Below are 23,017 nucleotides of genomic sequence, written 5' to 3' on the forward strand. Positions count from 1 at the left end.
GCGTTCCTGTTCCGCCCTTGCGGGCGCTAACGCGACGGCTGGGAGTCTCCCTTGGGCCTGCGCGGCACGATGATCACGCGCTTCATGGGGCCTTCGCCCTTGCTGCGCGTCTGGATGGTCTCGTCGCCCTGCAGGGCCATGTGGATCACGCGGCGGTGGTACGAACTCAAGGGCTTGGTGCTCTGGGGACGGCCCAGGTTGCGGGCCTTGTCCGCCAGGAAGGCGGCCATCTTGCGCAGGTTGTCGTCCTGCTTCTCGCGGTACTCGCCGGTGTTCACCTGCACGCGCACCGGGGTCTCCCAGCGACGGGCCATGATCCGGTTGGCCAGGTACTGGAGCGCGGCCAGGGTCTGGCCCTCGCGGCCGATGAGCAGGCCGGAGTGCTCCTCGTCCTGGATGAGCACGCTTATGCGCGTGGCGCTGCCCTCCACCTCCACCACGGGCTCCTGCCCGAGGATGGGGGTGAGCAGCCTGGACATGATCTCGCCCGCCAGCGCGATGAGCTCCGGCGAGGCGGGAGTCGGGTCGTGCTCTTCCGGGAGGTCGTCCTCGAGGGCTTCCACCCTGGCCCTGGGCGCGGGCCTGGGCCTTTCGGCCCTGGGCTCCTGCGGGCGCTGGCGCTCCCGCGGGGCTTCCCCGCCCTGGTCCGGAGCGTCCGTGGCCTCGGGGGGCTTGGGGCGCGAACCGTTCTGGCCCTCCTCGCGGGGCCTGGCGGGCCGCTCGGGGCGCCTCGGCCTGGGCTTGCGGGAGCGGGCCGGGCCTTCCTCGCGCGCCGGGGCCTGCGGGGCCTGCGGGGCCTCGGCCTGCGCGGCCGGTTCGGCTTCGGCCTGAGCCTGGGCCTGGGCCTGGGCGGCCTGGGCCTGGCGCTCCTCGGCTTCGAGCAGCGCTGCCACGGCCGGGTCCACCCTGCGCCGGGCCCTGACCTGGGCCTTCTTCTTGCCCACCAGCCCGAAGATGCCGGTGGAGCCGCCGGTGATGATCTCCACCTCCAGGCGCTCGCGCCCGGTGGCGAAGAACCGGCAGGCCTCGTTGATGGCGTCGTCGACCGTCTTGCCGGTGAAAGTGTTGAAGTCGCTCATGTGGGCCTTCCTACGCCTTCTTCGCCGCCGCCTTCGGGGAGCTGCCCTTCATCAACAGGCCCTGCTGCACGATGGAGAGCACGTTGTTCACCAGCCAGTAGATCACCAGGCCGGAGGGGAAGTTCAGGAACATGAAGGTGAAGATCACCGGCATGAAGAGCATGATCTTGGCCTGGGTCGGGTCGCCGGGCGGGGGCGACATCTTCTGCTGGATGAACATGGTCGCGCCCATGATCAGCGGCGTGACGTAGAAGGGGTCCTTGGCGGAGAGGTCGGCCAGCCAGGTGATGTCCGTGAAGGGCACGTGGGCGATGAACGCGGCGTGGCGCAGCTCGATGGAGTTGAGCAGGGCCTGGTAGAGGCCGAAGAACACCGGGATCTGCACCAGGATGGGCAGGCAGCCCCCGGCGGGGTTGACCTTGTAGGTCTTGTAGAGCTGCATGAGCTCTTCGTTCATCTTCTGGCGGTCCTCGCCGTGCTTCTCGCGGATGGCGGCCATCATGGGCTGGAGCTTGCGCATCTTTTCCATGGACTGGTAGCTCTTGTGCGAGAGCGGCCAGAACAGCAGCTTGATGATCACCGTCAGGATGATGATGGCCACGCCGTAGTTGTGCACGTAGCCGTAGAGGAAATGCAGGAGCCACAGGCAGGCCTCGGCCAGCACGTGGAACCAGCCGTAGTTCAGGGCCTCCTTCAGGTCGCCGGGCGCGGAGGCCAGGGTGGAGCGCTCCTTGGGGCCGAGGTAGTAGCTGTTCTTGACCTGGGCGGGCTGGCCCGCGGCCAGGGAGATGTTCTCCTTCTCGGCGGCCAGGCGGGTGACGGAGTCGATGTGCTGGAGCTTCAGCGCGGCCTCGCCGGTGGGGATCAGGGCGGAGATGAAGTAGTTGCTTTCGACCGCGGCCCAGCGCCCGCCGGTGGCGATGACCTTGCCTTCCTTGAGCTTCTCCAGGTCGGTGACCTCCTCGAGGCTCTTGGTCAGGTAGGCGGCGCGGGTGGGGTTGTAGTTGTCCTCGCCGCCGGTGAGGCTGCCCGCTGCCAGGGTGAAGGCCAGGCGGGAGACCTGAGCGGTCTTGGAGACCAGGGTCACGGCTTCGTCGACTTCGTACTTGTCGGCGTGGAAGGTCAATTCGCGCTTGATGGCCAGGTCGCCCAGGACGCCGTTGAAGGTCAGGGTCACGGACTTGCCCGGCTCCACGGTGGTGTCCTTGGCGTCGGTGGTCCACTTGGCTTCGCGCCAGGTGGCCTTGCCGTCGACGATCAGGCCCATGGGGGCCTTGCTCCCGGCCTGGGGCGAGACGAGGTCCATGCTCGGGGAGTCCTTGGCCATGGAGAGCTTATACTTGTTCAGGCTGAAATGCTTGAGCACGCCGCCGGAATCCAGGAGCACCGCCTTGTAGAGCGGGGTGGAGACGGTCACGGGGCTGCCGGGAGTGGGCTCGGCGGCGGCCATGGAGGCGTCGGGCTTGGAGTCGGATTTGGAGTCGGGCTTGGGCTGGGCCGGGGAGGGCGTGGCCGCTTTCTGGGACTGTTCCTGGGGAGCCTTCTGGATCAAGGCGTTTTGGGGGAAGAAGTACTGCCAGCCGATGAGCACGCCCAGGCAGAGGACGATGGCGAGCAAAACGCGCTTGTTGTTTTCCATTGGAAACGTCCTATTTCGCGGCGAGCCGCGCGCGGCGCCGCGTGGTGAACGCGCGCCAGCTCAGGTTTTGGGGGACTGGGTCGTAACCGGGCTTGCAAAGGGGCTGGCAGCGCAGAAGCCGCCAGGCGGCGAGCAGCGCGCCGCGAAAGGCTCCGAAGCGGAGAACGGCCTCTCGGGCGTACTCCGAACAGGATGGGGTGAACCGGCAATGCCCGGGAATAAGGGGCGAAAGGCAATACCGGTACAAGGCGATGAGCGCCAATAAAAGCCTTTGCATAGTATCCCGAACCGGGCCCGTGGGCCTGGATTGAGGGTCCTGGGAGGACCCGTCCGGCTGCATGCGGCTTTTCAAGAGTCCGCGCGGCGGGAAGCTGGTTCCGGGCTGGCCTTCAGTTTCGAGATGACCGGCTCGAGATCCCTGGTCAGGATGTCGAGCGTCAGGCCTGCTGCGTCGAGGTGTTTTTTCGGAACCGCCACGATATCGATCCCGCCGGGGATCTCGGGGCCGTGGAGCCGGAAGAATTCCCTCAGAAGCCTCTTCACCCGGTTGCGCAACACCGCATGGCCGGTTTTCTTGCTCACGGCCAGCCCAACCCTCCAGTGTTCGGGCGGGGCCGGCCGTTGGAGCACGAAAAGGATGAAGCCTTTTGAGTGGAGGCGCCGTCCCTGCTCGTAGCAAGCAAGGAACTCCCGGCGCCGGACCAGGTGAAAGGCCTTGGGGAAACCTAGATGCCTAAGCGTTTGCGGCCCTTGGCACGGCGGCGGCGCAGGATGGCCCTGCCGTTCTTCGTGCTGGAGCGCACCAGGAAGCCGTGAGTGCGTTTGCGCCTGGTCTTGGAGGGCTGGTACGTTCTTTTCATGAATCGTCTCCATATCTTGATGAAAAAAGGAACTCGGCTTAATAGCCGCTTGAACACCCCGAGTCAAGCAAAATGACCGGTCCCGCGCACCCGCTGGACTTGGGCGCGGTCCGGAGCTAAAATCCCTGGCTGTCGTAAGGCCCGTTCAACCTTCTGTCAACAAGGACTCGCCATGCATCCCAAACGCCTCGAATTCCACAAGGCCCGGCTCGAGGAAGCCGCCGCCGCCCTGCGCAAGAACAACTTCGCCGCCCACGTGGTGGACACCGCCGAGGAAGCGAAGAAGCTCGTGCTCGAAACCCTGATCCCCCAGTGCGCCCCCGGCTCCGTGGCCTTCGGCGGCTCCATGACCATCGCGGGCTCCGGCCTCTACGACGAGGTCAAGGCCCTGCCCGGACTCAAGATTTTCGACACCTACAACTACTCCCTGCCGCCGGCCGAGATGATCGAGCTGCGCCGCCAGGCCCTGTTGTGCGACCTCTTTTTGACCAGCACCAACGCCGTCACCGAGACCGGCGTGCTGGTCAACCTGGACGGCACCGGCAACCGCGCCGCCTCCATCACCTTCGGCCCCAAGAGGGTGATCGTGCTGGCCGGGCGCAACAAGCTCTGCTCCGACGAGTTCGCGGCCATGGAGCACATCCGCGACCTGGCCGCCCCGGTCAACGCCGCGCGCCTGGACAAGAAGACGCCCTGCGTGGCCACCCACCGCTGCCAGGACTGCCCCTCGCCCGAGCGCATCTGCAACCACTGGGCGATCACGCTCAAGTCCGCTCCCAAGGAGCGCATCATCGTGGTGCTCATCAACGAAGACCTGGGCTTCTAGGAGAAACGCATGAAGGTTCTGGCCATCAACGGGAGCGCCCGCAAGGACGGCAACACCGCCATCATGGTGCGCGCCGTCTTCGACGAGCTGGAGAGCGAGGGCATCGAGACGCAGATGGAGCAGCTGGGCGTGACGAAGATCACCGGCTGCACGGCCTGCTACGAGTGCTTCAAGCGCAAGGACAGGCGCTGCGCCGTGAAGAAGGACGGCCTGAACGCCCTGATCGAGCTGATGCTCGACGCCGACGGGATCATCCTGGCCTCGCCCACCTACTTCGCGGACGCCACGGCCGGGATTCGCGCCGTGATCGAACGCGCCGGGATGGTGGCCAGGGCCTGCGAGAACATGTTCGCGCGCAAGGCCGGGGCCGGGATCGTCACCATGCGCCGGGGCGGGGGCATCCAGGCCTTCAACACGCTCAACTCCTTCTTCCTGGTGAGCGAGATGGTGGTGGCCGGGTCCAGCTACTGGAACATGGGCTTCGGCCGGGACATCGGCCAGGTGGAAGGCGACCAGGAGGGCATGCGCACCATGCGCGACCTGGGCCGCAACATGGCCTGGCTGCTCAAGAAGCTGCACGCCTGAACCGGCGGGGCCTGCCCCGCGCGGACACCGTAATGCCGAACCGGCCGGGGGATCGCTCCCCCGGCCGGTCTTTTTTATGTCTCAGACCTTGAAGGCTTCCTTGAGGGCCGCGCCGATCTGGGCCACCAGCGCCCGGGTGGCCGGGGTGCCCGCCAGCGGGTTGTGCGAGGCGAAGCCGTGGACCGTGCCCAGGTAGCGCGTGGCCGTGACCGGCACGCCCGCCTTGATGAGCATGGCCGCGTAGGCCTCGCCCTCGTCGCGCAGCACGTCGAACTCCGCCGTGGCCACCAGGGCCGGGGGCAGGCCGCGCAGGTCCTCCACGGAGGCGCTTGCCAGGGAAAAGGTGTCCGCGTCCCTGGATTGTCCTTCCGGGGCGTACTGGTCCCAGTACCATTGCATGGCCTTGCGCGTGAGGTTGGGGCCGTTCTCGAACTGCATGTAGGAGGGGCTCGAGCAGGCGGCGTCCGTCACGGGATAGATGAGCGTCTGGTGCTTGAGCTGCGGGCCGCCCCGGCGCTTGGCCAAGAGCGCCGTGGCGGCGGCGAGGTTCCCGCCCGAGCTGTCGCCCAGGATGGCCACGCGCGATTCGTCCAGGCCCAGGGCCGCGCCGTTCCCGGCCAGCCAGGCCGTGACGGCGTAGGTCTCCTCCAGGGCCACGGGGTAGCGCGCCTCCGGAGCGCGCGAGTAGTGCACCACAGCCAGGGCCGCGCCCGAGGCTTCGACCACGTCGCGGGCGAAGCGGTCGTGGCTGTCCGGGCTGCCCACCACCCAGCCCCCGCCGTGCAGGTAGACCACGATGGGGCGCTTGCCCGGCACGCCGGACGGCCTGAGCAGGCGCACGGGCACCTTGCCGTATTCCCCCGCCGGGATTTCCAGGTCGTCCGAGAGCGCGCGGGGCTTGCCGGGATGCTGGGCCTGGGCGGCCTCCAGCGCGGCGCGGGCGCGGTCCACGGGCACCTCCCAGATGGGGGGCAGGTTCATGGCCGCGCGGGCCTTGAGCCATTCCAGGGTGACGGGCTCGATGGGCAGCGAATCGAGGGAGGGGGAGTTCGTGTTCATGGTGGTGGGGCTGTCAGAACTCGGCGGGGATGTCAAACGCGGCGCATACGGAAACGAAGCACGAAAAAGGCCGCGGATCTCTCCGCGGCCTTCGTCGAAAGCGTCGTGACGGCCTGGCCTAGTAGCTGGGCTTGAACTCGTCGCGGCGGTTCTTGGCCCAGGCGGCTTCGCTGTGGCCGGGGTCCAGGGGGCGCTCCTTGCCGTAGCTCACGATGGAGAGCTTGCCGGCGGCCACGCCCAGGTTGACCAGGTAGTCGGCGGCGGCGCGGGCGCGGCGCTCGCCCAGGGCCAGGTTGTACTCGGCGGTGCCGCGCTCGTCGCAGTGGCCTTCCACGACCAGCTTGATCTCGGGGTACTGCTTCATGATCTCGGCCTTGCGGGTCAGGACCTGGCGGGCTTCGGGCTTCAGGTCGTAGCGGTCGAGGTCGAAGTGGATCATGGTGCCCAGCTCTCCGGCCACGCGGCCCAGCTTCTCACGCAGTTCGCGCTCGCGGGCGAGGCGCTCGCGCTCCTGCTCCTCCCAGTTGTCCTTGTCCGGACCGGCCACCTTCTTGCTGGCGCAGCCGAAGCTCATCAGGGAAAGACACAGAAGCGCCATAACGGCCAACAACAGTCTACTTTTCATTCAGTTTTCCTCCTCTTGCGATACATGACGCGGCCACCCATTACCGCGTTACGTCAGCGCTGTGGAACGTCTTGCGCTGACGGCCGCAACTCATACTCTCTTGCATGAAAAAGGCAAGCGCCCTGTCATGCGTACCTTGCGGGGGGCGGCGCGAACCGGCCCCCGCCCTTGGTCAGGCGTCAGTCTTTCCCGGCCACGGGGCTGAAGGCGGGCATGAGCGCCTCGCCGGGGCCGGTGGGGATGAGCACCGCGTTGTCGCCGTTGCGGGTGGTCAGGTAGATCTGGCGCGGCCCGCCCCTGCTGGAGGAGAAGGCGACGAAGTAGCTGTCGGGCGCGAAGCTCGGGTTTTCGTCGGAGCCGGGGCCGTAGCTGATCTGCTTTTCGGTGTCGGTGGCCAGCTCGTAGACGAAGATGCGGTGCCCGCCCCCGGCCTGCTTGGAGTAGGTGACGAACTTGCCGTCCGGGCTCATGCAGGGGTTGGTGTTGTAGCCGGACTTGGAGGCGCGGCGGGTGGAGCCCGAGGCCATGTCCTTGATGAAGATGTTGGGGTTGCCCAGCTTGTCGGACACGTAGGCCATCAGGTTCCCGGACTGGTCGAAGCTGGGGGAGACGTCGATGGAGGAGTCCGCCACCAGGGTGGAGGCCACGTTCTTGTAGGAGCCGTCCAGGGTGTAGATGTCCGTGTTCTGGCGCATGTTCATGCCCACGGCGATGGTGCCGTTGGGCATGAAGTGCGGGCTGATCACCGTGGAGGAGGGCAGCGTGTACACGTTGGCCTTGCCGCCGCTCCACACGCCCAGGTAGTGCGACGAGGAGCCGATCAGCGTGAAGCAGATGCGCCCGCCGTCCCAGGACCAGGCCGGGGAGATGGCCATGCCCAGGTCGCCGTAGCGGGTCACCTGGGTCAGGTCGCGGCCCATGGCCCCGACCATCCAGATGTCCTTGCCCTTGCTCGTGGGGCGCACGAAGGCCAGCTTGGACTTGAAGATGGTTCCCTGGCCCGTGAGCAGGGCCATGAGCTCCATGCAGAAGCGGTCCGCCACCTCGGGGAGCTGGTCGCGGGTGAGGCCCGCGTACTGCTTGCCCAGGAGCATCTTCTGGGAGAACACCTCGTAGGCGCGCAGCTCCACGTCGCCCAGGCCCTTGCCGGGCTTCCACACCGAGGTGACCACCAGGTCCACCTTGGCCAGGGAGAAGGGCTTGAAGTCGATCTGGTCGGCCTTGGGCCCGGCCAGGGCGCCGCCGCCCAGGATGTCGGAATCGCTCATGACCTTGAGGAAGGGCATGAACGCCAGGTTCTTGCGGATGAGTTCGTTCAGGTACTGCGCGTCGGCGGGCAGGTTGCCGTCGCCGAAGGGCTTGGACTGGGCGATGTTCATGCGGGCCTGGCCCGGCCCCTGGATCTCGATGGCCAGGGTGTCCTGGGCGCGGGCGGGCGCGCCCGAGGCAATGAGTGCGAGGGCAGCCAACGCGCAGGCGAGGGTGGTGCTGAGTCGCTTCATGCTAGCGTCTTTCCTGTGAGTTGAATGTCAGTTCGATGCGTTCCACGCCCGAAGGGGGCTTGGGCAGGTCGCCGGTGTCCTGGACGGCCCGCAGCGCCGAGTTGTCGAAGTCCGGGCGGCCCGAGGGCTGCGCGAGCCTGGACGATTGGATACGCCCATCGGCCCCGATATGCAATTCCACCACGCAGACGAGCTTCAGGTTGGCGAATTGCGGGAAGCGCCAGTTCTGCTTGATGAGCTTGTTCACGATGGCGCCGTAGGTGGCGCTGGATTCCGGGCTGCCGCCCCCGCCTCCGCCGCCTCCGGCCTGGCCCGCCTGCTTGCGCAGGTTGGCCAGCTCCTTGGACACGGCGTCGCCGGAGGAGCCGCCGGCCTGGTTCTTGGCGTCCTTCAGGGCCTGGGCCAGGACGTCCTGGCGCTCCTTGGCGGCCCTGTCGGCCGCATCCTTTGCGGCTTTCTCCTTGGCCGCCTTGTCCGCCGCTTCTTTCGCCGCCTTGTCGGCCGCGTCCTTTGCCGCCTTTTCCTTCGCGGCCTTCTCGGCGGCGTCCTTCTCGGCCTTTTCCTTCTCCGCCTTCTCCTTGGCGGCTTTGTCGGCGGCGTCCTTGGCAGCCTTTTCCTTGGCCGCCTTGTCCGCAGCTTCCTTTTCGGCCTTTTCGCGAGCGGCCTTCTCGGCGGCCAGGCGCGCGGCCTCCTCGGCCTGGGCCTTCTCGCGCGCGGCCTTGTCCGCCGCGTCCTTGGCGGCCTTTTCGGCGGCAGCTTTGTCGGCCGCGGCCTTGTCCGCGGCCGCCTTCTTGGCGGCTTCCTCGGCCAGGGCCTTCTTGTGGGCGTCCTCGGCGGCCTTTTCAGCGGCCTTGCGGGCGGCGTCCTCGGCGGCCTTGGCCTGGTCGGGGATGGGGGTCGCGTCCTTGGGGCCGGGCGGCGTGGGCAAATTGGTCTGTCCGGGCTGGCCGGGGCCTTCCCAGCCAGGGGCCGCGTCCGGCTTCACGCCGGGGCCGGGCAGGCGCAGGTCCACCAGCTCGACCTCGTAGACCGGGACGTCCAGCTTGATCCTGGTCATCTCCATGTTGGCCAGGAGGATGCCCCCGAGCACGACGGTGAGGTGCAGGAAGAGTGAGAAGAGCCAGCTCAGGTAGCTCATGGCGTAAGTGGCGACTGCTGATGGAACCGGTGGAGGGTCATTTCTTGGGGCGGCCCTGGGCCTTGTCGTCCTTGACGGGTTCAGGCTCGGCCACCATGCCGAGCTTGTCCACGCCGGCGCCCTTGAGCACGCCCATGGCCTGGACCACGATGCCGTAGGGCACCTCGCGGTCCGCGCGCAGGAAGAGCATCTTGTTCTGGTCGGTCACCAGGCGCTTGATGTGGCCGGGCAGCTCGTCCAAGGTCACCTGGTACTGGTCCAGGTGCAGGGTGCCGTCCTTCTTGATGGTCAGCACCAGGTTCTCGGAGTCCTTGGGCAGGGTGGTCACGGTCTGCGTCTTGGGCAGGTCGACCTCCAGGCCCTGGGTCATCATGGGCGCGGTGACCATGAAGATGATCAGCAGCACGAGCATCACGTCCACGAAGGGCGTGACGTTGATGTCCGCCAGGAAGCCGTCGCCGCCTCCGCCCGTGGCCATGCCCATGCTAGTAGTCCTCCCTCGCGCGGGCGGCGGGCCTGGGCGAGTCGGCGCGCTGGGCCTTGGGCGCCCAGCTGACCTCGCGCTGGATGCGGTTCAGGAAGGCTCCCGAGAAGCCGATCAGCTCGCGCTCGATGTGGCGGATGTAGCCCAGGAAAAAGTTGTAGGCCAGGGTGGCCGGGATGGCCACGCCCAGGCCGATGGCGGTGGCGACCAGGGCCTCGGAGATGCCCGGGGCCACGGCGGCCAGCGCGGCGGACTGCTGCAGGCCGATGGCGTGGAAGGAGTTCATGATGCCCCAGACCGTGCCGAACAGGCCGATGAAGGGCGTGGCGTTGGCGCACGTGGCCAGAAACGACAGGGACTTGGTGAGCATGCCGAGCTCCGTGGCCACGGCCTGGCGCAGGGTGCGGCGGATGTTGTCCATGGCCACCCGGGACTTCTCGGCCGGGTCCAGGTCGGCCTCCTCCATGCGCATGAGCTCCTCGAAGGCCTGGAGCCCCACGGCGTAGCAGGGGGAGTTCTTGTTCTGGCTCACCGAGCGCATGGCCGTCTTGAGGTTCTCGGCCTCCTGGAAGAGCTTGGAGTCGCGGGCGGCGTCCTTGCGCGCGGAGCTCAGCGTGAAGAGCTTCAGGAAGATGATGCTCCAGCTCGTCAGCGACATGACCACCAGGATGGCCAGAACGAATTTGACCGTGAGAGTGGCCGAGGCCAGCATCGAGAGGATGCCGCCGTGCGGCGTCAAGGTATCGAGCATTTGGTCACCTTGTTGCGTGATTGCCTGTTTTCATGAGCATTTCAGCCAGCACGGGCAGGGCCAGCTCGGCCTTGGCCGTCACCGAGGCCTCGCACAGATGCCGCATGCGGCTGGGCATCGCGTTGATCTCGGCCACCTTGCCCCCGCACTGTTTGGTCAGCCCCGGCAGCGCGTTGGCCGGAGCCACCTCGCAGGACGTGCCCACGATGAGGGTAAGCTCCGCGCCGCAGGCCAATTGACCGCTTTTGTTCAGGGCGTCAAGGGGAATGGCCTCGCCGAAGAAGACTATGTCCGGGCGGACCACGCCGCCGCAGCGGCAGCGCCACGGGGAGTCGGCCGGGGTGATGGACTCCGCGCCCTTGGCGTCATGGGGTTCGCCGCAGGAATTGCAGCGGTAGGAGGCCATGGTGCCGTGGAATTCCAGGACGTTGCGGGAACCGGCCTGCTGGTGCAGCCCGTCGATGTTCTGGGTGACCACCGCCTCCACGAGTCCGGCCCGCTCAAGCTCGGCCAGGGCGGCGTGGGCGGGGTTGGGCCTGGCGGAGGACATCACGCGCACCGCGTCCATGAGAAAAGTCCACACGGCCGTGGGATCGTCCTCCAGAGCCTCGGTGGTGGCCACCTTCATGGGGTCGTATTTCGACCACAAACCGCCCGGACTGCGAAAGTCCGGGATGCCGCTGGCCACGGAAATGCCCGCTCCCGTCAGGACGAGCACCTTTCCGGAAGCGGGCCAGATGCGTGCGATCCGTTCCAATTCGTCATGCATTGTAGAGGCTGCTCCATTCACGGGCCATGCACGCGGGAAACACTGCATGGCCACGGCGGCGGTAGCAGATTAGGCGCGGACTGCAAAGGCCTCCCGCGCCGCAACGCCGGGACGTGCCTGCCCGCGCCCCTCGACCCGTTGCGTAACTGCGGATAATTCCTTCAGTATCCCGGGGCATGAACGCAAGATTACAAAAAGTTAATGCGCGCGGGTTCTAGCGCTCTTCTCCGGGGTCCTCCCCGGCCGCATCCACGGGCCGCGCCGGGGCGTCCTGGGGGTCGTCCTCCCTGTCGTCCTCGGGGCCGGGCTCCGCGATGTATTCCAGGCCCTTGTGCCTGGCGAACACCAGGAAACCCGTGTGCGCCACCATGCGGTCCTCGGGGCGAAGGCGCTCGGCCACGGGCTTGTAGCGGCGCAGCATGATCTCCAGCACCTCCACCTCGCCGAAGTCGGAGGCCTCGAGGGCGCGCAGAAGGTCCACGATCTGGTTCACCGTGGGCAGCAGAAAGCCGATGGGCGCGCCCGGGCAGACGATGTCCGCCGCCTGGGAGAGGTAATCCCAGGGCGTGCGCACGTCCAGGAACAGGGCGTCCGCGCCGCGCGCCTCCTCGGGGAAGCCCTCGGCGATGTCGCGGTGGAAGAAGCTCACGCGGTGGCCGAGGCCCGCGCGCTCCACGTTCTCGCGCGCGTTCTTGGAGAACTCCTCGCGGCGTTCGCAGGAGTAGACGTGGCCGTCGTCCCCGGCCATCCAGGCCAGGGCCGTGGTCAGCCCGCCGGAGCCGCTCCCGGCCTCGACGACGCGCCTGCCCGGACCGGCCCCGAGCTTGAGGAGCACGTAGCCGATCTCCTTGGGGTACATGATGGTTGTCGAGCGGCGCACGCCCTTGATGCAGTCGTGCAGGGTGGGGCGCAGCACCTTGAAGGGCAGGTCCTTGTGGGTGCGCACCACCGCACCGAAGCCCGCCCGGGCCACGTCCTCCATCTTGAGCAGCCCCTCCTGGGTGTGGAAGGAGTGCGCGGGGTCCAGTGCGCGAAGATAGCGCTTGCCCTCGGGGCTTATGAGAAGTACCAATTCGCCGGTTCGGATCATGCCGGAATATCCTTTGATGCGTGGAATAAAGCACTCCAGTGTGGCCCTGCGGGGCGCACCTGTCAAGCCGGGGGGCGCACATGCCTCGTGACGGACAGGGCCTCGTCTTCGGCCCGGTCCGCTCCGGACGCCTCGGGGCGTCCCTGGGCCTGGACCTTCTCGGGGCCAAAATCTGCTCCTTCGACTGCCTCTACTGCGAGGTCGGGCACACCCGCGTGCTCACCACCGCCCGCAAGCCCTACGTCCCGGCCGCCAGGATCCTGGGCGAGCTGGCGGGGTGGCTCTTCGAGCCGCACCCGGACTTCGACGTGGTCACCCTGGGCGGCATGGGCGAGCCCACGCTCAACTCCGACATGGGCCGGATCATCGAGGGCGTGCGCGAGCTGGTCCCGGGCGTGCCCATCGCCGTGCTGACCAACTCGAGCCTCCTTTCGGACCCGGCCGTGCGCGCGGAACTGGCCACGGCCGACATCGTTCTGCCCTCCATGGACACGCTGGTGGCCTCTGAGTTCCAGGCGCTGAACAAGCCCCTCCCGGGCGCGTCGCTGGTGGACATCCGGCGCGGCCTCCTCGACTTCCGCAAGCTCTTTTCCGGCAAGATCTACCTCGAGGTCCTGGTGCTCGCAGGCGTCAACGACTCCGCCGAGAACCTGGAGCGGCTGCGCGCCTACGCCCGGGAGCTCAGGCCCGACAGGGTGGACGTGGTGACCATGACCCGCCCGGGGGCCTATCCCCAGGCCCTGCCCGCGCCGCCGCAAGTGCTTGCGCGCTTCAGGGACGCCCTGTGCTCCGAGACCGGATGCGTGACGGAAGTGCCGGAAAAGTCCGGACATTTCACCACGCCACTGGACAACGGGACGCAACAGGAGCTACAGGCCTTGAGCATGAGGGTGCTCGATTCCCTGGCCAGGCGGCCGCAGAGGCTCGCCTCCCTGGCCTCGGCCCTGGGCGTTGCCCCGGACATCCTCTCGAATTTACTGGACGATCTCGCCGCGCGCGGCCTCGTCAGGCCGACCAGCCTGGGCGGCGAGACGTTCTACCTGCGGGGGGAGAAGTAGCGCGCTCGCGCCCTCTCCCTTGGGATTTCAACGGTTTCAACGCGCGGCCGATCCACACCGGAGTGGCCGCGCCCAACGGACGCCCGGCCCCTGAATGGGGCGCAACGGTCGCATCGCGCCCGCTCTCATGGCGCACGCGGGCTGTCCAGCAGGAGAATTTTGCATGGCTGCGAAGAAGCGCAAGCGCAAAATGTTCGTCTCCGTACTTCCCGGAGAGGAAGTCGAAGTCGCCGTGACCGAGGACGGGGCACTCCAGGAATACTACGTGGAGATGACCCACCAGGCCAAGACGCGCGGCAACATCTACAAGGGCAAGATCCACAACATCGATCCCTCCCTCCAGGCCGCCTTCATCAACTACGGGGCGGACCGCAACGGATTCCTCCAGATCGACGAGGTGCATCCCGAATACTACCTGGAAGACCCCAGCGGCGAGCGCAAGGGCAAGTACCCGCCCATCCAGAAGGTGCTCAAGAAGGGCCAGGAGGTCCTCATCCAGGTGGTCAAGGAGCCCACGGGCAACAAGGGCGCCTTCGTCACCAGCTACCTGTCGCTGCCGGGGCGCTATTTCGTGCTCACCCCGGGCCGCGAGCAGAAGGGCATCTCCCGCAAGGTGGAGGACGACGAGGAGCGCAAGCGCCTCAAGGAAATCGCCGCCGGTGTGAAGCTCGACGAGGGCATCGGCATCATCGTGCGCACCGCGTCCATCGGCCAGTCCAAGGCCGCCCTGGAGCGCGACGTCAGCTACCTGAAGCGCCTCTGGAAGGAGGTGCGCGGGCGCGGAGCCTCCGCCCCCAACCCGAGCATGATCTACCAGGAGCCGGACCTGGCCGCGCGCGCCGTGCGCGACTACCTCACCGACGACGTGAGCGAGGTCTGGGTGGACGACAAGGAGACCGCCGAGCGCGTCACCCAGATGGCCTCGCTGGTGTTCCCGCGCCGCCAGGACCTGGTGAAGCACCACGCCGACGCCGAGCACTCCATGTGGGAGCGCTTCAACCTGCGTAAGCAGATCGAGCAGCTGCACGGCCGCGAGGTGATCCTGCCCTCCGGGGGACGCCTGGTGATCGACCCCACCGAGGCCCTCACCGCCGTGGACGTGAACTCCGGCAAGATCGGCGGGGAGACCAACTTCAAGGAGATGGCCCTGCGCACCAACCTGGAGGCCGCCATCGAGGTGGCCAAGCAGCTGCGGCTGCGCGACATCGGCGGGCAGGTGGTGGTGGACTTCATCGAACTCAAGGACCGCAAGCACGTGGCCGAGGTCGAGAAGGCCATGAAGACGGCCATGAAGATCGACCGCGCCCGCCACGACGTGGGCAAGATCTCGCGCTTCGGGCTCATGGAGATCGTGCGCCAGCGCATGGGCTCCTCGGCCATGTCCGTGAGCACCGAAACCTGCCCCTGCTGCAACGGCTCGGGCTCGCGCCGCAACCTGGAGTGGCAGTCCATCCAGGCCCTGCGCGAGCTCTTCCGCCTGTTGCGCCGCGCCGGGGCGGGCGAGTCCGTGAGCCTGCGCGCGACGCCGGAGCTGTCCTTCTACCTGCTCAACCAGAAGCGCCACCGCCTGGCCGCCCTGGAGGAGCACTACCAGAAGGCCATCCACATCCTGCCGGAGTAGGCCGTGCTCCTGGTGCACGCCTGCTGCGGCCCCTGCGCCATCACGGTTTTCACGGCGCTGAAGGACAGGGGGGAGGAAGTTCACGGGTTCTACTACAACCCGAACATCCACCCCCTGACCGAATACCTGCGCCGCAAGGATGCCTTGGCCGAGGTGGGCTCGCGCCTCGGCGTGGCGGTGAGCTTCGCCGACTCCGAGTACGACCCGGCCGTTTTCCTGCGCCAGGCGGCCTTCCGCGAGCTTGACCGCTGCCGCTTCTGCTACGAACTGCGCCTGGACCGCGCGGCCCGGCAGGCCCGGACGCTTGGCTTCCAAGCCTTCACCACGACTCTCCTCTACAGCCGCTACCAGGACCACGAGGCCATCCGCGCCGCGGGCGAGGCCGCGGGCCAAACCCACGGCGTAACCTTCGCCTACGAGGATTTCCGCCCGGGCTGGGAGGAGGGAATCCGCCTGTCCAAGGAGTGGGACCTCTACCGCCAGCCCTACTGCGGGTGCGTCTTCTCCGAGTTCGACCGCTACCGGAAGAAGCTCGGACGCTGAGAGACGCGCGCCTCATGCTCCTCTACGTCCACGTTCCGTTCTGCAGGGCCAAGTGCCGCTACTGCGCGTTTTTTTCCCAGCCCATGGACATGGACGCCGTGGACGCCTGGCTCCGGGCCGTCTCCGCCGAGGCGGACCATTACGGCAGGGTCCTGGGCAAGCCCGGCGCGGAGACCGTCTACCTGGGCGGCGGCACGCCGAGCCTCTTGCCCGCCTGGGCCTTCGAGGGCCTGATGAAGGCGATAGGGCGCAACTTCAAGGTCGCGCCCGGCGCCGAATTCACCCTGGAAGCCAACCCGGAGTCCGCCGGGGACATGGAACTCGCGCGCCTGTGGCGCTCCTTTGGCGTCAACCGCGTCTCGCTCGGCGTGCAGTCCATGAACGACGCGGAGCTTTCCATGCTGGGCCGCCCGCACACCGTGGGGGACGTGCACACGGCGGTGCAGCGCCTGCGCGCGTCCGGGTTCGCCAACCTCTCCGTGGACCTGATCTGGGGGCTGCCCGGCCAGCGCCTCAAGACCTGGATGGACACCCTCAAGGCCGCAGTGCGCCTGGGGCCGGAGCACGTCTCGGCCTACGGGCTGACGCTCGAGCCTGGCACGCCGCTTTCGCGCGCCGTGGCCGGGGGGGAGCTCAAGCTGCCCGGGGAGAACGAGGCCGCCAAGATGTATTCGAACGGCGGCGACTTCCTGGAGGACCAGGGCTACCTGCAATACGAGATCAGCAACTTCGCGCGCATGGGCTACGCCTCTCGCCACAACCAGGGCTACTGGGAGGGCCGGGACTACTTGGGCCTTGGGCCCTCGGCAGTGTCCACCATGGCGGGCAGGCGCTGGGAGAATCCGCGCGGGGTGGCCGAATACGCGGACATGGCCGCGAAGCGCGCCTTCGGCCGGGACGCGGAGGAGTTGTCCCCCGAGGTGCGCGCCCGGGAGCTCCTGATGCTCGCCTTGCGCACTTCCAAGGGCATGGCCCTCTCCGACTACCGCCGCCTGACCGGGCGCGACATCGTCGCGACCGAGGGAAGGCTTTTGGGGGAATTGCGCTCGCGCGGGCTCATTCGCATCAAGGACGGTTTTTTGCGCCTGACGCGCCAGGGCATGCTCGTGAGCAACCTGATAATCGGGCGCGTGCTCTTCCCGGACTAGCCGCGCCTGGGCCGCGCGGGTTGACGCGATGGCGCGATTCTGTACTCTTTTTCGGCATCGCCTCGAAGGCGGTGAGCGCGAAGGGATGATGAACACCAAGGAGCCTGCACATATGTCTCGTCGATCCACGCTTTCGTCGCCCGGGCTTGCCCTGGCAGCCCTGATCCTCTTTTCCGCCCTGCTTCTGCCCTGCGTCCCCGCGAGCGCCCAGGAAGGGCGGCCCACCGGGGAATCCGGGCGCGTGACCATGACCGTGGGGCGCGGGGCAATGATCATAAGCGCCACCGGCGGCAAGGGGACGCTCACCTACCAGGGCCAGCAGTACGCATTCAAGCTCGGTGGGCTCGGCTTCGGGCTCCTGGGCGTGACCAGCGTGGAGGCCGAGGGCGAGGTCTACAACCTGGACCGCGTGGAGGACTTCACCGGGGCCTACGTCCAGGGCTCGTTCGACTGGGCCGCCGGAGAGGGCGAGGGCGTGTTGTGGCTGAAAAACACCAAAGGCGTGCTCCTGAGGCTTCGCTCCAAGACCAAGGGCGTGTCCCTGGCCGTGGGCGGCGAGGGCCTGTTGTTCCAGTGGGACCGCTAGAGAAACGCGCCTCGGCGCAAACCTCCGGGAGGACGGGCTCATGATCCGACGCATCCTGCTTTTCTTCTTCTGCCTGGCGCTCGCGGCCGCGCCCTGCGCCGCGGCCGAGGCCCAGCCTTCCGGCAAGCCCGTCGCCTCGGGGGCCGTGACCATGGATTTCGGCCAGGGCGGCTTCCTCATCAGCGCCAGCGGCGGAAAGGGCACGCTGACCTTCAAGGGCCGCAAGCACGCCTTCAAGGTGGGCGGGCTGGGCGTCGGCGGGATCGGGGTCTCGCGCATCAAGGCCACGGGCGAGGTCTACAACCTCACCCGCCTGGAGGACTTCCCGGGCGGCTACTTCCAGGCCAGGGCGGGCTACTCCGCGTTGGACGAGGGCAAGGGCGTGCACTGGCTGGAGAATTCCAACGGCGTGGTGCTCAAGCTGCGCGTCACGTCCAAGGGCCTGGCCCTGAACCTGGGGGCGGACGGCATCATGGTGGAGATGGGGCAGATCAAGAAGGGAAAGAAGTAGGGGCGAAAAGCTCCGCCAGCCGCGCGCGGCGCGGCGGAGCGCCCGGATCGTGACGGTGCGCGCCCGGCCCGGCCGGGCGCGCGGTCAGAATTTTTCCCTGGCCTTGCTCACGGCGTCCTTGAGGTCGTGGAAGGCCTTGTCCACTCCTTCCTTGAGTTCGCCCCAGGCCGACTGGCCGCCCTTGCGCAGAAGCGAGAGCTTGTAGCGCGCCAGGTCGTACTTGGATTCGAGCTTGGTCAGCTCGCTTTCGTACTTGCCGATGAAGTCCTGCCCCCTGGACTCGGCGCGGGACTTGGTATTGTCGATCTTCTCGCGCAGCTTTTTCAGCTGCTCGTCCATCTGGACGCCGAATTTCTCGCGTTCGGGCATGGCTGTCCCCGTTTTTTCCTTAGGGTTACGACTAGATATTCTCTATCATAGGTTATCGCCGCCAGCCGGTTTTGGCAAGGCTCGCTCAGGATTTCCTCAGCGCGCGAAGTGGTCGAAGCCGGGCGCGAGCTTCTCCCCGTGCAAGAGGATGTCCCCGCCCGCCACCACCTCGCCCAGGGGCCAGGCGTCCGGCAGGTGGCCGTAGAGGTCCAGGAAGGATTGGCGCGCGCAGGCGCCCAGCAGGGCGTAGTCCTCGCCGCCCAGGCAGGCGAGCGCGGCCGGGTCGCGCCCGGCGGCCTCGGCCCAGCGCTCCACCTCCGGGTGCAGGGTGGACGGGTCCACGGCCAGGTTCGCGCCCAGGCCCGGGCCGAGAAAGCGCGGCAGGTCCCTGGCCAGGCCGTCGGAAACGTCCATCAGCGAGCGCACTCCGCGCATGTTGCCCAACAGAAGCCCCTGCTCCACGCGGGGGACAGGGCGCAGGTGCGCGGCCACTGCCTCGGGCCAGTCGCGCGCGGCCTCGGGGCCGAAGCGCTCCAGCGCCTCCAGGCCCACCCGGGCAAGGCCAGCCTCGCCCACCACGAAGAGCACGTCCCGGGCCGCCGCGCGTCCGCGCTTGAGAAAGCGTCCGCCCGGCCCCTGCCTGCCCCAGATGGTCACGGCGATCGCGATCTTGGCGCAGGCGCTCAGGTCCCCGCCAACCAGCGGCAGATTGAGCGACGAGGCCAGCCCGGCCATGCCGTCGAGCACGCCCTCCCAGTAGGCGGCCGGGGTGTCCGGCGGCCCGGCCAGGCCCAGGCTGAAGCCCAGGGGCTCCCCGGCCATGCCCGCGATGTCGCTCACGTTCACTGCCAGGGCCTTGTAGCCCACGTCGCTCGGCGAGAAGTAGGAGCGCCTGAAGTGCACGTCCTCCACGAAGAGGTCCGTGGTCAGGGCCATGGACTGGGGGCAGTCGAGCACGGCGCAGTCGTCGCCGCGCCCCAGGGTCATGTGCGGGTGCTCGTTGGGAAAGCGCGCCGAGATGGCGGCCAGGAACTCGTCTTCCGAGGAAAATGGGGTCGTGTTCATGTGGCCCTTGAGGTAGCCCAGGCCGGGCGGCCCTGCAAGCGGGCTAGCGGCCGGGTTGCAGGAGAAGGTCCGCGGCCGAGGCCAGGTCCCTGGCCAGGGCCGTGGGCTGCCCCGGAGCCGGGGACGCCACGCGCGCCCAGCCGGGCGAAGCATCGAGGGAGTCCGGCAGGCCCAGGCCTTTCGCGAAGGCTTTCCCGTGGCCGGTGAGCACCAGCACGGATTCGGCCAGCCCGCAGGCCCTGCCGAAGGCCGCGTCCGAGGCGTTGTCGCCGATCATGGCCGTTGTTTCGGGCGAAAGCCCGTGGCGGCGGCGAAGCTCCTCCCACATGCCCGTGGACGGCTTGCGGCAGGCGCACCCGTCATCCGGGGCGTGCGGGCAGAAGGCCACGCCGTCAAGGGCCACGCCGCCCTGCGCGAGCAACTCCTCCAGGCGGCGCTGGGTGGCCTGGAAGTCCTCCAGGCCGAAGTATCCGCGCCCTATGCCCGACTGGTTGGTGACCAGAAAGAGCCGGGCCCCGGCCCGCGCAAAGCGCGAAAGCGCTTCGGCCGCCCCGGGCAGGAGCTCCACCTGGGCCGGGTCGCTCAGGTAATCGCGCTCGGCGATCACGGTGCCGTCGCGGTCGATGAGGACGCTTTCGATGCGCATGCCGCTTCCTTGGGTCAAAAGATGGTCCCGCCCGCCAGGGCCAGGCCGGATTCGTCGTAGACCGCCGCCACCTGGCCGGGGGTGGGGCGGGTGACAGCCTCGGCGAAGCGCAAGTGCATGACCGTGCCCTCGCCGTCGCGGCCCGGCCTGAGCGTCGCCGTGGCCGGTCTTGGGCGCTGGCGGTAGCAGGTCTGGGCGAGGACTGCCTCGGGCCACCGGCCCGGATCGACGAGAAGGTTCACGCCCCGGGCGCGGCAGGAGAAGGATTCCAGGCCGGACTTGGGGCCCACCACCAGCGTGTTGCTTCGCGCGAGCTTGTCCAGCACGTAGAGCGGCTCGCTCCAGGCCACGCCGATGCCCTTGCGCTGGCCGATGGTGTAGCGCCACAGGCCCTCGTGGCGGCCGATGGCGCGGCCATCCGCCAGGGCTATGGGGCCCGGCCCCGGCAGCCTTCGCCCCTGAGCCTCCAGGAAGGAGCGGTAGTCGTCCTCCGGCACGAAGCAGACCTCCTGGCTTTCGGACGGCAGCGGCGGGGCCAGCCCCCTTTGGGCGAGCGCCCCTGGCACGTCGGCCTTGCGCCAGCCGCCCAGGGGGAAGGCCGCGCGCTTGAGGGCGCTTCGCGGCGTGAGCGTCAGGAAATAGCTCTGGTCCTTGGCCGGGTCTGCCCCGCGCCTGAGCCCCCCGTCGAAGGCGACGTAGTGCCCCGTGGCGATTCGGCCCGCGCCCAGGCGCAGCCCCTCCTCCAGGAGCAGGCCGAACTTCATGTCCCGGTTGCAGGCCGCGCAGGGGTTGGGGGTCAGTCCGGACGCGTAGGCGTCCACGAACGGCTCTATCACCTGTTGCCTAAAGGCCGTCGAGAGGTCCACGGCGTGAAAGGGCACGCCGAGCGCCTCGCAGAGCTTGCCCAGGGCCTCGGCCAGCCGCTCCCGCGCAGGGTCCGGAGGCAGGAAATGCGCGTGCAGGGCCACGGCCTCGTGCCCGGCCTCGCGCGTGAGCGCCAGGGCGAGCAGGCTGTCCATGCCGCCGGAGACGGCCACGGCCATGGGCGCGGAAAGGGTGTCGGCGTCGTCGGGCGTCACGCGGGCCTTGATAGCAGGTCCGGGCGCGAAGCGGAACAGGCCCAGCCCGCCGGATTCTACTGCTTGGCCAGGATGGAGCGCACGATCATGTCGATGGCCCCGTCCTCGTTCATCGTGCGAAGCGCCTGGTTGAAGGCCGGGAGCAGGGCGGCCCCGGGCGAGTCCTTGGCGAAGGCCAGGTGGGCGGCGTTGCTTGAGAGCGGGGTGGCGCTGGCCACGAAGTCGTCGCGCGCGCCCGAGGCGGCCAGGGCGGCCTCCGCGCCCTCCTTGACCGCGATCATGGCGTCGATGCGCCCCGCGTGGAGCTTGGAGAGGTTCTGGGCGTCGCCGTCCACCTCCTCCACCTGGAAGAGTCCGGCCGCGCGGGCCTTGTCGAAGTCGTCGCCGTAGGACCAGCCCCGGAGCACGCCGACCCTGCGGCCCTTGAGCGAGCCCAGGCCCGTGAAGGGGAACTCCACCCCCCTGCGCTGCACCACGAGCAGCACCTCCACGTAGAGGGGGTCGCTGAAGGCGAACACGGCCCTGCGCGGCTCGTTGCCGTAGAGGCCCGCCACCCCCGCCTGTCCGTTCTCGGCCATGGCCAGGGCGCGCTTCCAGGGCACCGCCTCGAGCGTGACGGGGTGTTTCATGCGCTCGAAGGCCTCGGCCACGATGGCCGGGTAGATCCCGGCGGGCCTGTTGTCCGTGGTGGCGTACATGAAGGGGGGATTGGCCCGGTCGAACATGATGAGCGTCTGCTCGGCGCGGGCGGCCGGCGCGAACCCCGGCAGGATGGCCGAAACGGCCAGGACGGCGATCAGCAGTGCTTTCATGGCGGGCGCCTCCGGTGAGTATCGCCAGCTTACCCCCGCGAGGGGCTTTTGGCAAAGGCCCGTCCGAAAAAAAAAGCCCCCGGAACGCGCGTTCCGGGGGCCAGGCTTCAGGTTCCGCTGAGGGGCGGGGCCGTGCCTAGTAGGCCTCTTCGTACTCCACGTCCTTCTCCGTCACCTTGTGGGAGAAGGTCTTGTAGACCCAGCCCTGGTACAGGATGACGATGGGCACGAAGGTCAGCGCCACCACGAGCATGATCTTGAGCGTCAGCGGCGAGGAGGAGCTGTTGGCGATGGTCATGGACCACGCCGGGTTCAGGCTCGAGGGCAAAAGCGCCGGGTAGAGCCCGATCACGCCGAAGAGCGCCACGCCCGCGATGGTCACGGCGCTGGCGGTCCAGGCCAGGGCCAGCCTGCGCTGGCCGATGTAGACGCGCTGCATGATGAGGCCCCCCACGGGCAGGAGCGGAATCAGGAACAGGAGCGGGTTGTCCACGTAGTTCTGGAAGAGCTCCGTGGCCACGGCCGTGAACACCAGGAAGAGCACGGCCACGAGCAGCAGCGCGGGCCAGAGCTTCTCGGAGACGCGCACCGCCCTGTCGTGCAGCGCGCCTTCGGTCTTGCAGGCCAGGTACAGCGCGCCGTGCATCAGGAAGGCCAGCACGAAGAGCACGCCGCCCGCCAGGCCGTAGGGGTTCAGCAGGGTGAAGAGCGTCCCCTGGTAGTGCCCGTTGGCGTCGATGGGAATGCCCTTGAAGATGTTGGCGAAAGCCACGCCCAGAAGCAGCGCGGGCAAAAAGCTCCCCAGGAAGTGGATTTTGTCCCACAGCGCGCGCATGGAGGCCGACTCCATCTTCGAGCGGAACTCGAAGGCGATGCCCCGGAAGATGAGCGCGAACAGAAGGAGCATCAGGGCCGAGTACATCGAGGAGAACATCACGGCGTAGGTGCCGGGGAAGGCAGCGAAGGTCACGCCGCCAGCCGTGATCAGCCACACCTCGTTGCCGTCCCAGAAGGGGCCGACGCTGTTGAGCAGGATGCGCTTCTCCACGTCGTTCTTGGCCACCACGGGGGCGAGCATGCCGACGCCCAGGTCGAAGCCGTCGAGCACGAAGTAGACGGCCCACAGCACTCCCCACAACAGAAACCAGATGGTTCCGAGATCCATTTCGTTT

General features: G+C 68.1%; 26 protein-coding genes and 1 pseudogene. 8 read left to right on the plus strand and 19 right to left on the minus strand.

What is annotated here, in order from left to right; genetic code table 11:
- Window positions 1-26: 26 nt before the first annotated feature.
- The 5 genes and pseudogenes from jag to rpmH all read right to left on the minus strand — a co-directional run bounded on the left by jag (window position 27) and on the right by rpmH (window position 3,578).
- Window positions 27-1,079, minus strand: coding sequence for an RNA-binding cell elongation regulator Jag/EloR (jag, locus tag ACZ5V4_RS16190; RefSeq protein WP_464315906.1), 1,053 nt, complete (start codon window positions 1,077-1,079; stop codon window positions 27-29).
- 10 nt (window positions 1,080-1,089) lie between these two features.
- Entirely contained in the window at window positions 1,090-2,718 is a 1,629-nt protein-coding gene (yidC, locus tag ACZ5V4_RS16195) for a membrane protein insertase YidC (protein WP_464315907.1), read from the minus strand.
- Between the two features lie 10 nt (window positions 2,719-2,728).
- Entirely contained in the window at window positions 2,729-3,058 is a 330-nt protein-coding gene (gene yidD, locus ACZ5V4_RS16200; RefSeq protein WP_464315908.1) for a membrane protein insertion efficiency factor YidD, read from the minus strand.
- A gap of 8 nt (window positions 3,059-3,066) precedes the next feature.
- Window positions 3,067-3,429 (minus strand): annotated as a pseudogene (gene rnpA, locus ACZ5V4_RS16205) (ribonuclease P protein component); the annotation flags it as partial.
- Window positions 3,430-3,443: 14 nt separating this feature from the next.
- Window positions 3,444-3,578, minus strand: a complete 135-nt coding sequence (gene rpmH, locus ACZ5V4_RS16210; RefSeq protein WP_464317845.1) for a 50S ribosomal protein L34 — start codon at window positions 3,576-3,578, stop codon at window positions 3,444-3,446.
- A 172-nt stretch (window positions 3,579-3,750) separates the two neighbouring features.
- Between rpmH and ACZ5V4_RS16215 the strand changes: the two genes are divergently transcribed.
- Complete coding sequence (locus ACZ5V4_RS16215; RefSeq protein ID WP_464315909.1) at window positions 3,751-4,404, plus strand: lactate utilization protein; 654 nt, start codon at window positions 3,751-3,753, stop codon at window positions 4,402-4,404.
- Between the two features lie 9 nt (window positions 4,405-4,413).
- On the plus strand, window positions 4,414-4,989 hold the full coding sequence (locus tag ACZ5V4_RS16220) for a flavodoxin family protein (RefSeq protein WP_464315910.1): 576 nt from the start codon (window positions 4,414-4,416) through the stop codon (window positions 4,987-4,989).
- Window positions 4,990-5,070: 81 nt separating this feature from the next.
- On the opposite strand, the gene ACZ5V4_RS16225 is transcribed toward ACZ5V4_RS16220, so the two are convergent.
- From ACZ5V4_RS16225 to ACZ5V4_RS16260, 8 genes are all read right to left on the minus strand, one after another.
- Window positions 5,071-6,048 carry an alpha/beta hydrolase gene (locus tag ACZ5V4_RS16225; protein ID WP_464315911.1) on the minus strand — a complete coding sequence of 326 codons (978 nt, stop codon included), beginning with the start codon at window positions 6,046-6,048 and terminating at the stop codon, window positions 5,071-5,073.
- 118 nt (window positions 6,049-6,166) lie between these two features.
- A complete protein-coding gene (pal, locus tag ACZ5V4_RS16230; protein ID WP_464315912.1) occupies window positions 6,167-6,673 on the minus strand; it encodes a peptidoglycan-associated lipoprotein Pal in 507 nt (168 codons plus the stop codon).
- A gap of 179 nt (window positions 6,674-6,852) precedes the next feature.
- Entirely contained in the window at window positions 6,853-8,175 is a 1,323-nt protein-coding gene (locus ACZ5V4_RS16235) for a TolB family protein (RefSeq protein ID WP_464315913.1), read from the minus strand.
- Window position 8,176: 1 nt separating this feature from the next.
- Window positions 8,177-9,313 carry a cell envelope integrity protein TolA gene (gene tolA, locus ACZ5V4_RS16240; protein ID WP_464315914.1) on the minus strand — a complete coding sequence of 379 codons (1,137 nt, stop codon included), beginning with the start codon at window positions 9,311-9,313 and terminating at the stop codon, window positions 8,177-8,179.
- Window positions 9,314-9,350: 37 nt separating this feature from the next.
- Window positions 9,351-9,797: a protein TolR gene (tolR, locus tag ACZ5V4_RS16245; protein WP_464315915.1), complete on the minus strand. Its 447-nt coding sequence runs from the start codon at window positions 9,795-9,797 to the stop codon at window positions 9,351-9,353.
- Window position 9,798: 1 nt separating this feature from the next.
- Window positions 9,799-10,548 carry a MotA/TolQ/ExbB proton channel family protein gene (locus ACZ5V4_RS16250; protein ID WP_464315916.1) on the minus strand — a complete coding sequence of 250 codons (750 nt, stop codon included), beginning with the start codon at window positions 10,546-10,548 and terminating at the stop codon, window positions 9,799-9,801.
- A 4-nt stretch (window positions 10,549-10,552) separates the two neighbouring features.
- Complete coding sequence (locus ACZ5V4_RS16255) at window positions 10,553-11,317, minus strand: SIR2 family NAD-dependent protein deacylase (protein WP_464315917.1); 765 nt, start codon at window positions 11,315-11,317, stop codon at window positions 10,553-10,555.
- Window positions 11,318-11,531: 214 nt separating this feature from the next.
- Window positions 11,532-12,407, minus strand: coding sequence for a tRNA (adenine-N1)-methyltransferase (locus ACZ5V4_RS16260; protein ID WP_464315918.1), 876 nt, complete (start codon window positions 12,405-12,407; stop codon window positions 11,532-11,534).
- Between the two features lie 80 nt (window positions 12,408-12,487).
- Here ACZ5V4_RS16260 and ACZ5V4_RS16265 point away from each other — a divergent pair, with 80 nt between their 5' ends.
- The 6 genes from ACZ5V4_RS16265 (at window position 12,488) to ACZ5V4_RS16290 (ending at window position 17,874) form a co-directional block, all read left to right on the plus strand.
- Entirely contained in the window at window positions 12,488-13,465 is a 978-nt protein-coding gene (locus tag ACZ5V4_RS16265; RefSeq protein ID WP_464315919.1) for a radical SAM protein, read from the plus strand.
- Window positions 13,466-13,628: 163 nt separating this feature from the next.
- Window positions 13,629-15,086 carry an Rne/Rng family ribonuclease gene (locus ACZ5V4_RS16270; RefSeq protein ID WP_464315920.1) on the plus strand — a complete coding sequence of 486 codons (1,458 nt, stop codon included), beginning with the start codon at window positions 13,629-13,631 and terminating at the stop codon, window positions 15,084-15,086.
- A gap of 3 nt (window positions 15,087-15,089) precedes the next feature.
- Window positions 15,090-15,629 (plus strand): epoxyqueuosine reductase QueH, encoded by a 540-nt coding sequence (locus ACZ5V4_RS16275; protein WP_464315921.1) that lies wholly within the window; start codon window positions 15,090-15,092, stop codon window positions 15,627-15,629.
- 14 nt (window positions 15,630-15,643) lie between these two features.
- Complete coding sequence (gene hemW / locus ACZ5V4_RS16280; protein WP_464315922.1) at window positions 15,644-16,777, plus strand: radical SAM family heme chaperone HemW; 1,134 nt, start codon at window positions 15,644-15,646, stop codon at window positions 16,775-16,777.
- A gap of 112 nt (window positions 16,778-16,889) precedes the next feature.
- Window positions 16,890-17,363, plus strand: a complete 474-nt coding sequence (locus ACZ5V4_RS16285) for a hypothetical protein (protein ID WP_464315923.1) — start codon at window positions 16,890-16,892, stop codon at window positions 17,361-17,363.
- A gap of 40 nt (window positions 17,364-17,403) precedes the next feature.
- Entirely contained in the window at window positions 17,404-17,874 is a 471-nt protein-coding gene (locus ACZ5V4_RS16290) for a hypothetical protein (protein ID WP_464315924.1), read from the plus strand.
- Between the two features lie 84 nt (window positions 17,875-17,958).
- On the opposite strand, the gene ACZ5V4_RS16295 is transcribed toward ACZ5V4_RS16290, so the two are convergent.
- From ACZ5V4_RS16295 to cydB, 6 genes are all read right to left on the minus strand, one after another.
- The gene (locus ACZ5V4_RS16295; RefSeq protein WP_464315925.1) at window positions 17,959-18,243 is read right to left on the minus strand and encodes a sll1863 family stress response protein; all 285 of its coding nucleotides are present in this window, start codon (window positions 18,241-18,243) and stop codon (window positions 17,959-17,961) included.
- A 96-nt stretch (window positions 18,244-18,339) separates the two neighbouring features.
- Window positions 18,340-19,308, minus strand: coding sequence for a thiamine-phosphate kinase (gene thiL / locus ACZ5V4_RS16300; RefSeq protein ID WP_464315926.1), 969 nt, complete (start codon window positions 19,306-19,308; stop codon window positions 18,340-18,342).
- Window positions 19,309-19,351: 43 nt separating this feature from the next.
- Complete coding sequence (locus ACZ5V4_RS16305; protein WP_464315927.1) at window positions 19,352-19,954, minus strand: D-glycero-alpha-D-manno-heptose-1,7-bisphosphate 7-phosphatase; 603 nt, start codon at window positions 19,952-19,954, stop codon at window positions 19,352-19,354.
- 14 nt (window positions 19,955-19,968) lie between these two features.
- Window positions 19,969-20,997, minus strand: coding sequence for a tRNA-specific 2-thiouridylase (locus tag ACZ5V4_RS16310; RefSeq protein WP_464317846.1), 1,029 nt, complete (start codon window positions 20,995-20,997; stop codon window positions 19,969-19,971).
- A 92-nt stretch (window positions 20,998-21,089) separates the two neighbouring features.
- Entirely contained in the window at window positions 21,090-21,845 is a 756-nt protein-coding gene (locus ACZ5V4_RS16315; RefSeq protein WP_464315928.1) for a substrate-binding periplasmic protein, read from the minus strand.
- A 136-nt stretch (window positions 21,846-21,981) separates the two neighbouring features.
- Window positions 21,982-23,010 carry a cytochrome d ubiquinol oxidase subunit II gene (gene cydB / locus ACZ5V4_RS16320; protein WP_464315929.1) on the minus strand — a complete coding sequence of 343 codons (1,029 nt, stop codon included), beginning with the start codon at window positions 23,008-23,010 and terminating at the stop codon, window positions 21,982-21,984.
- Window positions 23,011-23,017 lie beyond the last annotated feature (7 nt).

The sequence above is a fragment of the Fundidesulfovibrio sp. YSD1 genome (assembly GCF_055397115.1).

What these genes read in the sequence shown, in the direction of transcription:
- jag (WP_464315906.1), bottom strand. Translation starts at nt 1,079, where the DNA reads ATGAGCGACTTCAACACTTTCACCGGCAAGACGGTCGACGACGCCATC.
- yidC (WP_464315907.1), bottom strand. Translation starts at nt 2,718, where the DNA reads ATGGAAAACAACAAGCGCGTTTTGCTCGCCATCGTCCTCTGCCTGGGC.
- yidD (WP_464315908.1), bottom strand. Translation starts at nt 3,058, where the DNA reads ATGCAGCCGGACGGGTCCTCCCAGGACCCTCAATCCAGGCCCACGGGC.
- rpmH (WP_464317845.1), bottom strand. Translation starts at nt 3,578, where the DNA reads ATGAAAAGAACGTACCAGCCCTCCAAGACCAGGCGCAAACGCACTCAC.
- ACZ5V4_RS16215 (WP_464315909.1), top strand. Translation starts at nt 3,751, where the DNA reads ATGCATCCCAAACGCCTCGAATTCCACAAGGCCCGGCTCGAGGAAGCC.
- ACZ5V4_RS16220 (WP_464315910.1), top strand. Translation starts at nt 4,414, where the DNA reads ATGAAGGTTCTGGCCATCAACGGGAGCGCCCGCAAGGACGGCAACACC.
- ACZ5V4_RS16225 (WP_464315911.1), bottom strand. Translation starts at nt 6,048, where the DNA reads ATGAACACGAACTCCCCCTCCCTCGATTCGCTGCCCATCGAGCCCGTC.
- pal (WP_464315912.1), bottom strand. Translation starts at nt 6,673, where the DNA reads ATGAAAAGTAGACTGTTGTTGGCCGTTATGGCGCTTCTGTGTCTTTCC.
- ACZ5V4_RS16235 (WP_464315913.1), bottom strand. Translation starts at nt 8,175, where the DNA reads ATGAAGCGACTCAGCACCACCCTCGCCTGCGCGTTGGCTGCCCTCGCA.
- tolA (WP_464315914.1), bottom strand. Translation starts at nt 9,313, where the DNA reads ATGAGCTACCTGAGCTGGCTCTTCTCACTCTTCCTGCACCTCACCGTC.
- tolR (WP_464315915.1), bottom strand. Translation starts at nt 9,797, where the DNA reads ATGGGCATGGCCACGGGCGGAGGCGGCGACGGCTTCCTGGCGGACATC.
- ACZ5V4_RS16250 (WP_464315916.1), bottom strand. Translation starts at nt 10,548, where the DNA reads ATGCTCGATACCTTGACGCCGCACGGCGGCATCCTCTCGATGCTGGCC.
- ACZ5V4_RS16255 (WP_464315917.1), bottom strand. Translation starts at nt 11,317, where the DNA reads ATGCATGACGAATTGGAACGGATCGCACGCATCTGGCCCGCTTCCGGA.
- ACZ5V4_RS16260 (WP_464315918.1), bottom strand. Translation starts at nt 12,407, where the DNA reads ATGATCCGAACCGGCGAATTGGTACTTCTCATAAGCCCCGAGGGCAAG.
- ACZ5V4_RS16265 (WP_464315919.1), top strand. Translation starts at nt 12,488, where the DNA reads ATGCCTCGTGACGGACAGGGCCTCGTCTTCGGCCCGGTCCGCTCCGGA.
- ACZ5V4_RS16270 (WP_464315920.1), top strand. Translation starts at nt 13,629, where the DNA reads ATGGCTGCGAAGAAGCGCAAGCGCAAAATGTTCGTCTCCGTACTTCCC.
- hemW (WP_464315922.1), top strand. Translation starts at nt 15,644, where the DNA reads ATGCTCCTCTACGTCCACGTTCCGTTCTGCAGGGCCAAGTGCCGCTAC.
- ACZ5V4_RS16285 (WP_464315923.1), top strand. Translation starts at nt 16,890, where the DNA reads ATGTCTCGTCGATCCACGCTTTCGTCGCCCGGGCTTGCCCTGGCAGCC.
- ACZ5V4_RS16290 (WP_464315924.1), top strand. Translation starts at nt 17,404, where the DNA reads ATGATCCGACGCATCCTGCTTTTCTTCTTCTGCCTGGCGCTCGCGGCC.
- ACZ5V4_RS16295 (WP_464315925.1), bottom strand. Translation starts at nt 18,243, where the DNA reads ATGCCCGAACGCGAGAAATTCGGCGTCCAGATGGACGAGCAGCTGAAA.
- thiL (WP_464315926.1), bottom strand. Translation starts at nt 19,308, where the DNA reads ATGAACACGACCCCATTTTCCTCGGAAGACGAGTTCCTGGCCGCCATC.
- ACZ5V4_RS16305 (WP_464315927.1), bottom strand. Translation starts at nt 19,954, where the DNA reads ATGCGCATCGAAAGCGTCCTCATCGACCGCGACGGCACCGTGATCGCC.
- ACZ5V4_RS16310 (WP_464317846.1), bottom strand. Translation starts at nt 20,997, where the DNA reads ATGGCCGTGGCCGTCTCCGGCGGCATGGACAGCCTGCTCGCCCTGGCG.
- ACZ5V4_RS16315 (WP_464315928.1), bottom strand. Translation starts at nt 21,845, where the DNA reads ATGAAAGCACTGCTGATCGCCGTCCTGGCCGTTTCGGCCATCCTGCCG.
- cydB (WP_464315929.1), bottom strand. Translation starts at nt 23,010, where the DNA reads ATGGATCTCGGAACCATCTGGTTTCTGTTGTGGGGAGTGCTGTGGGCC.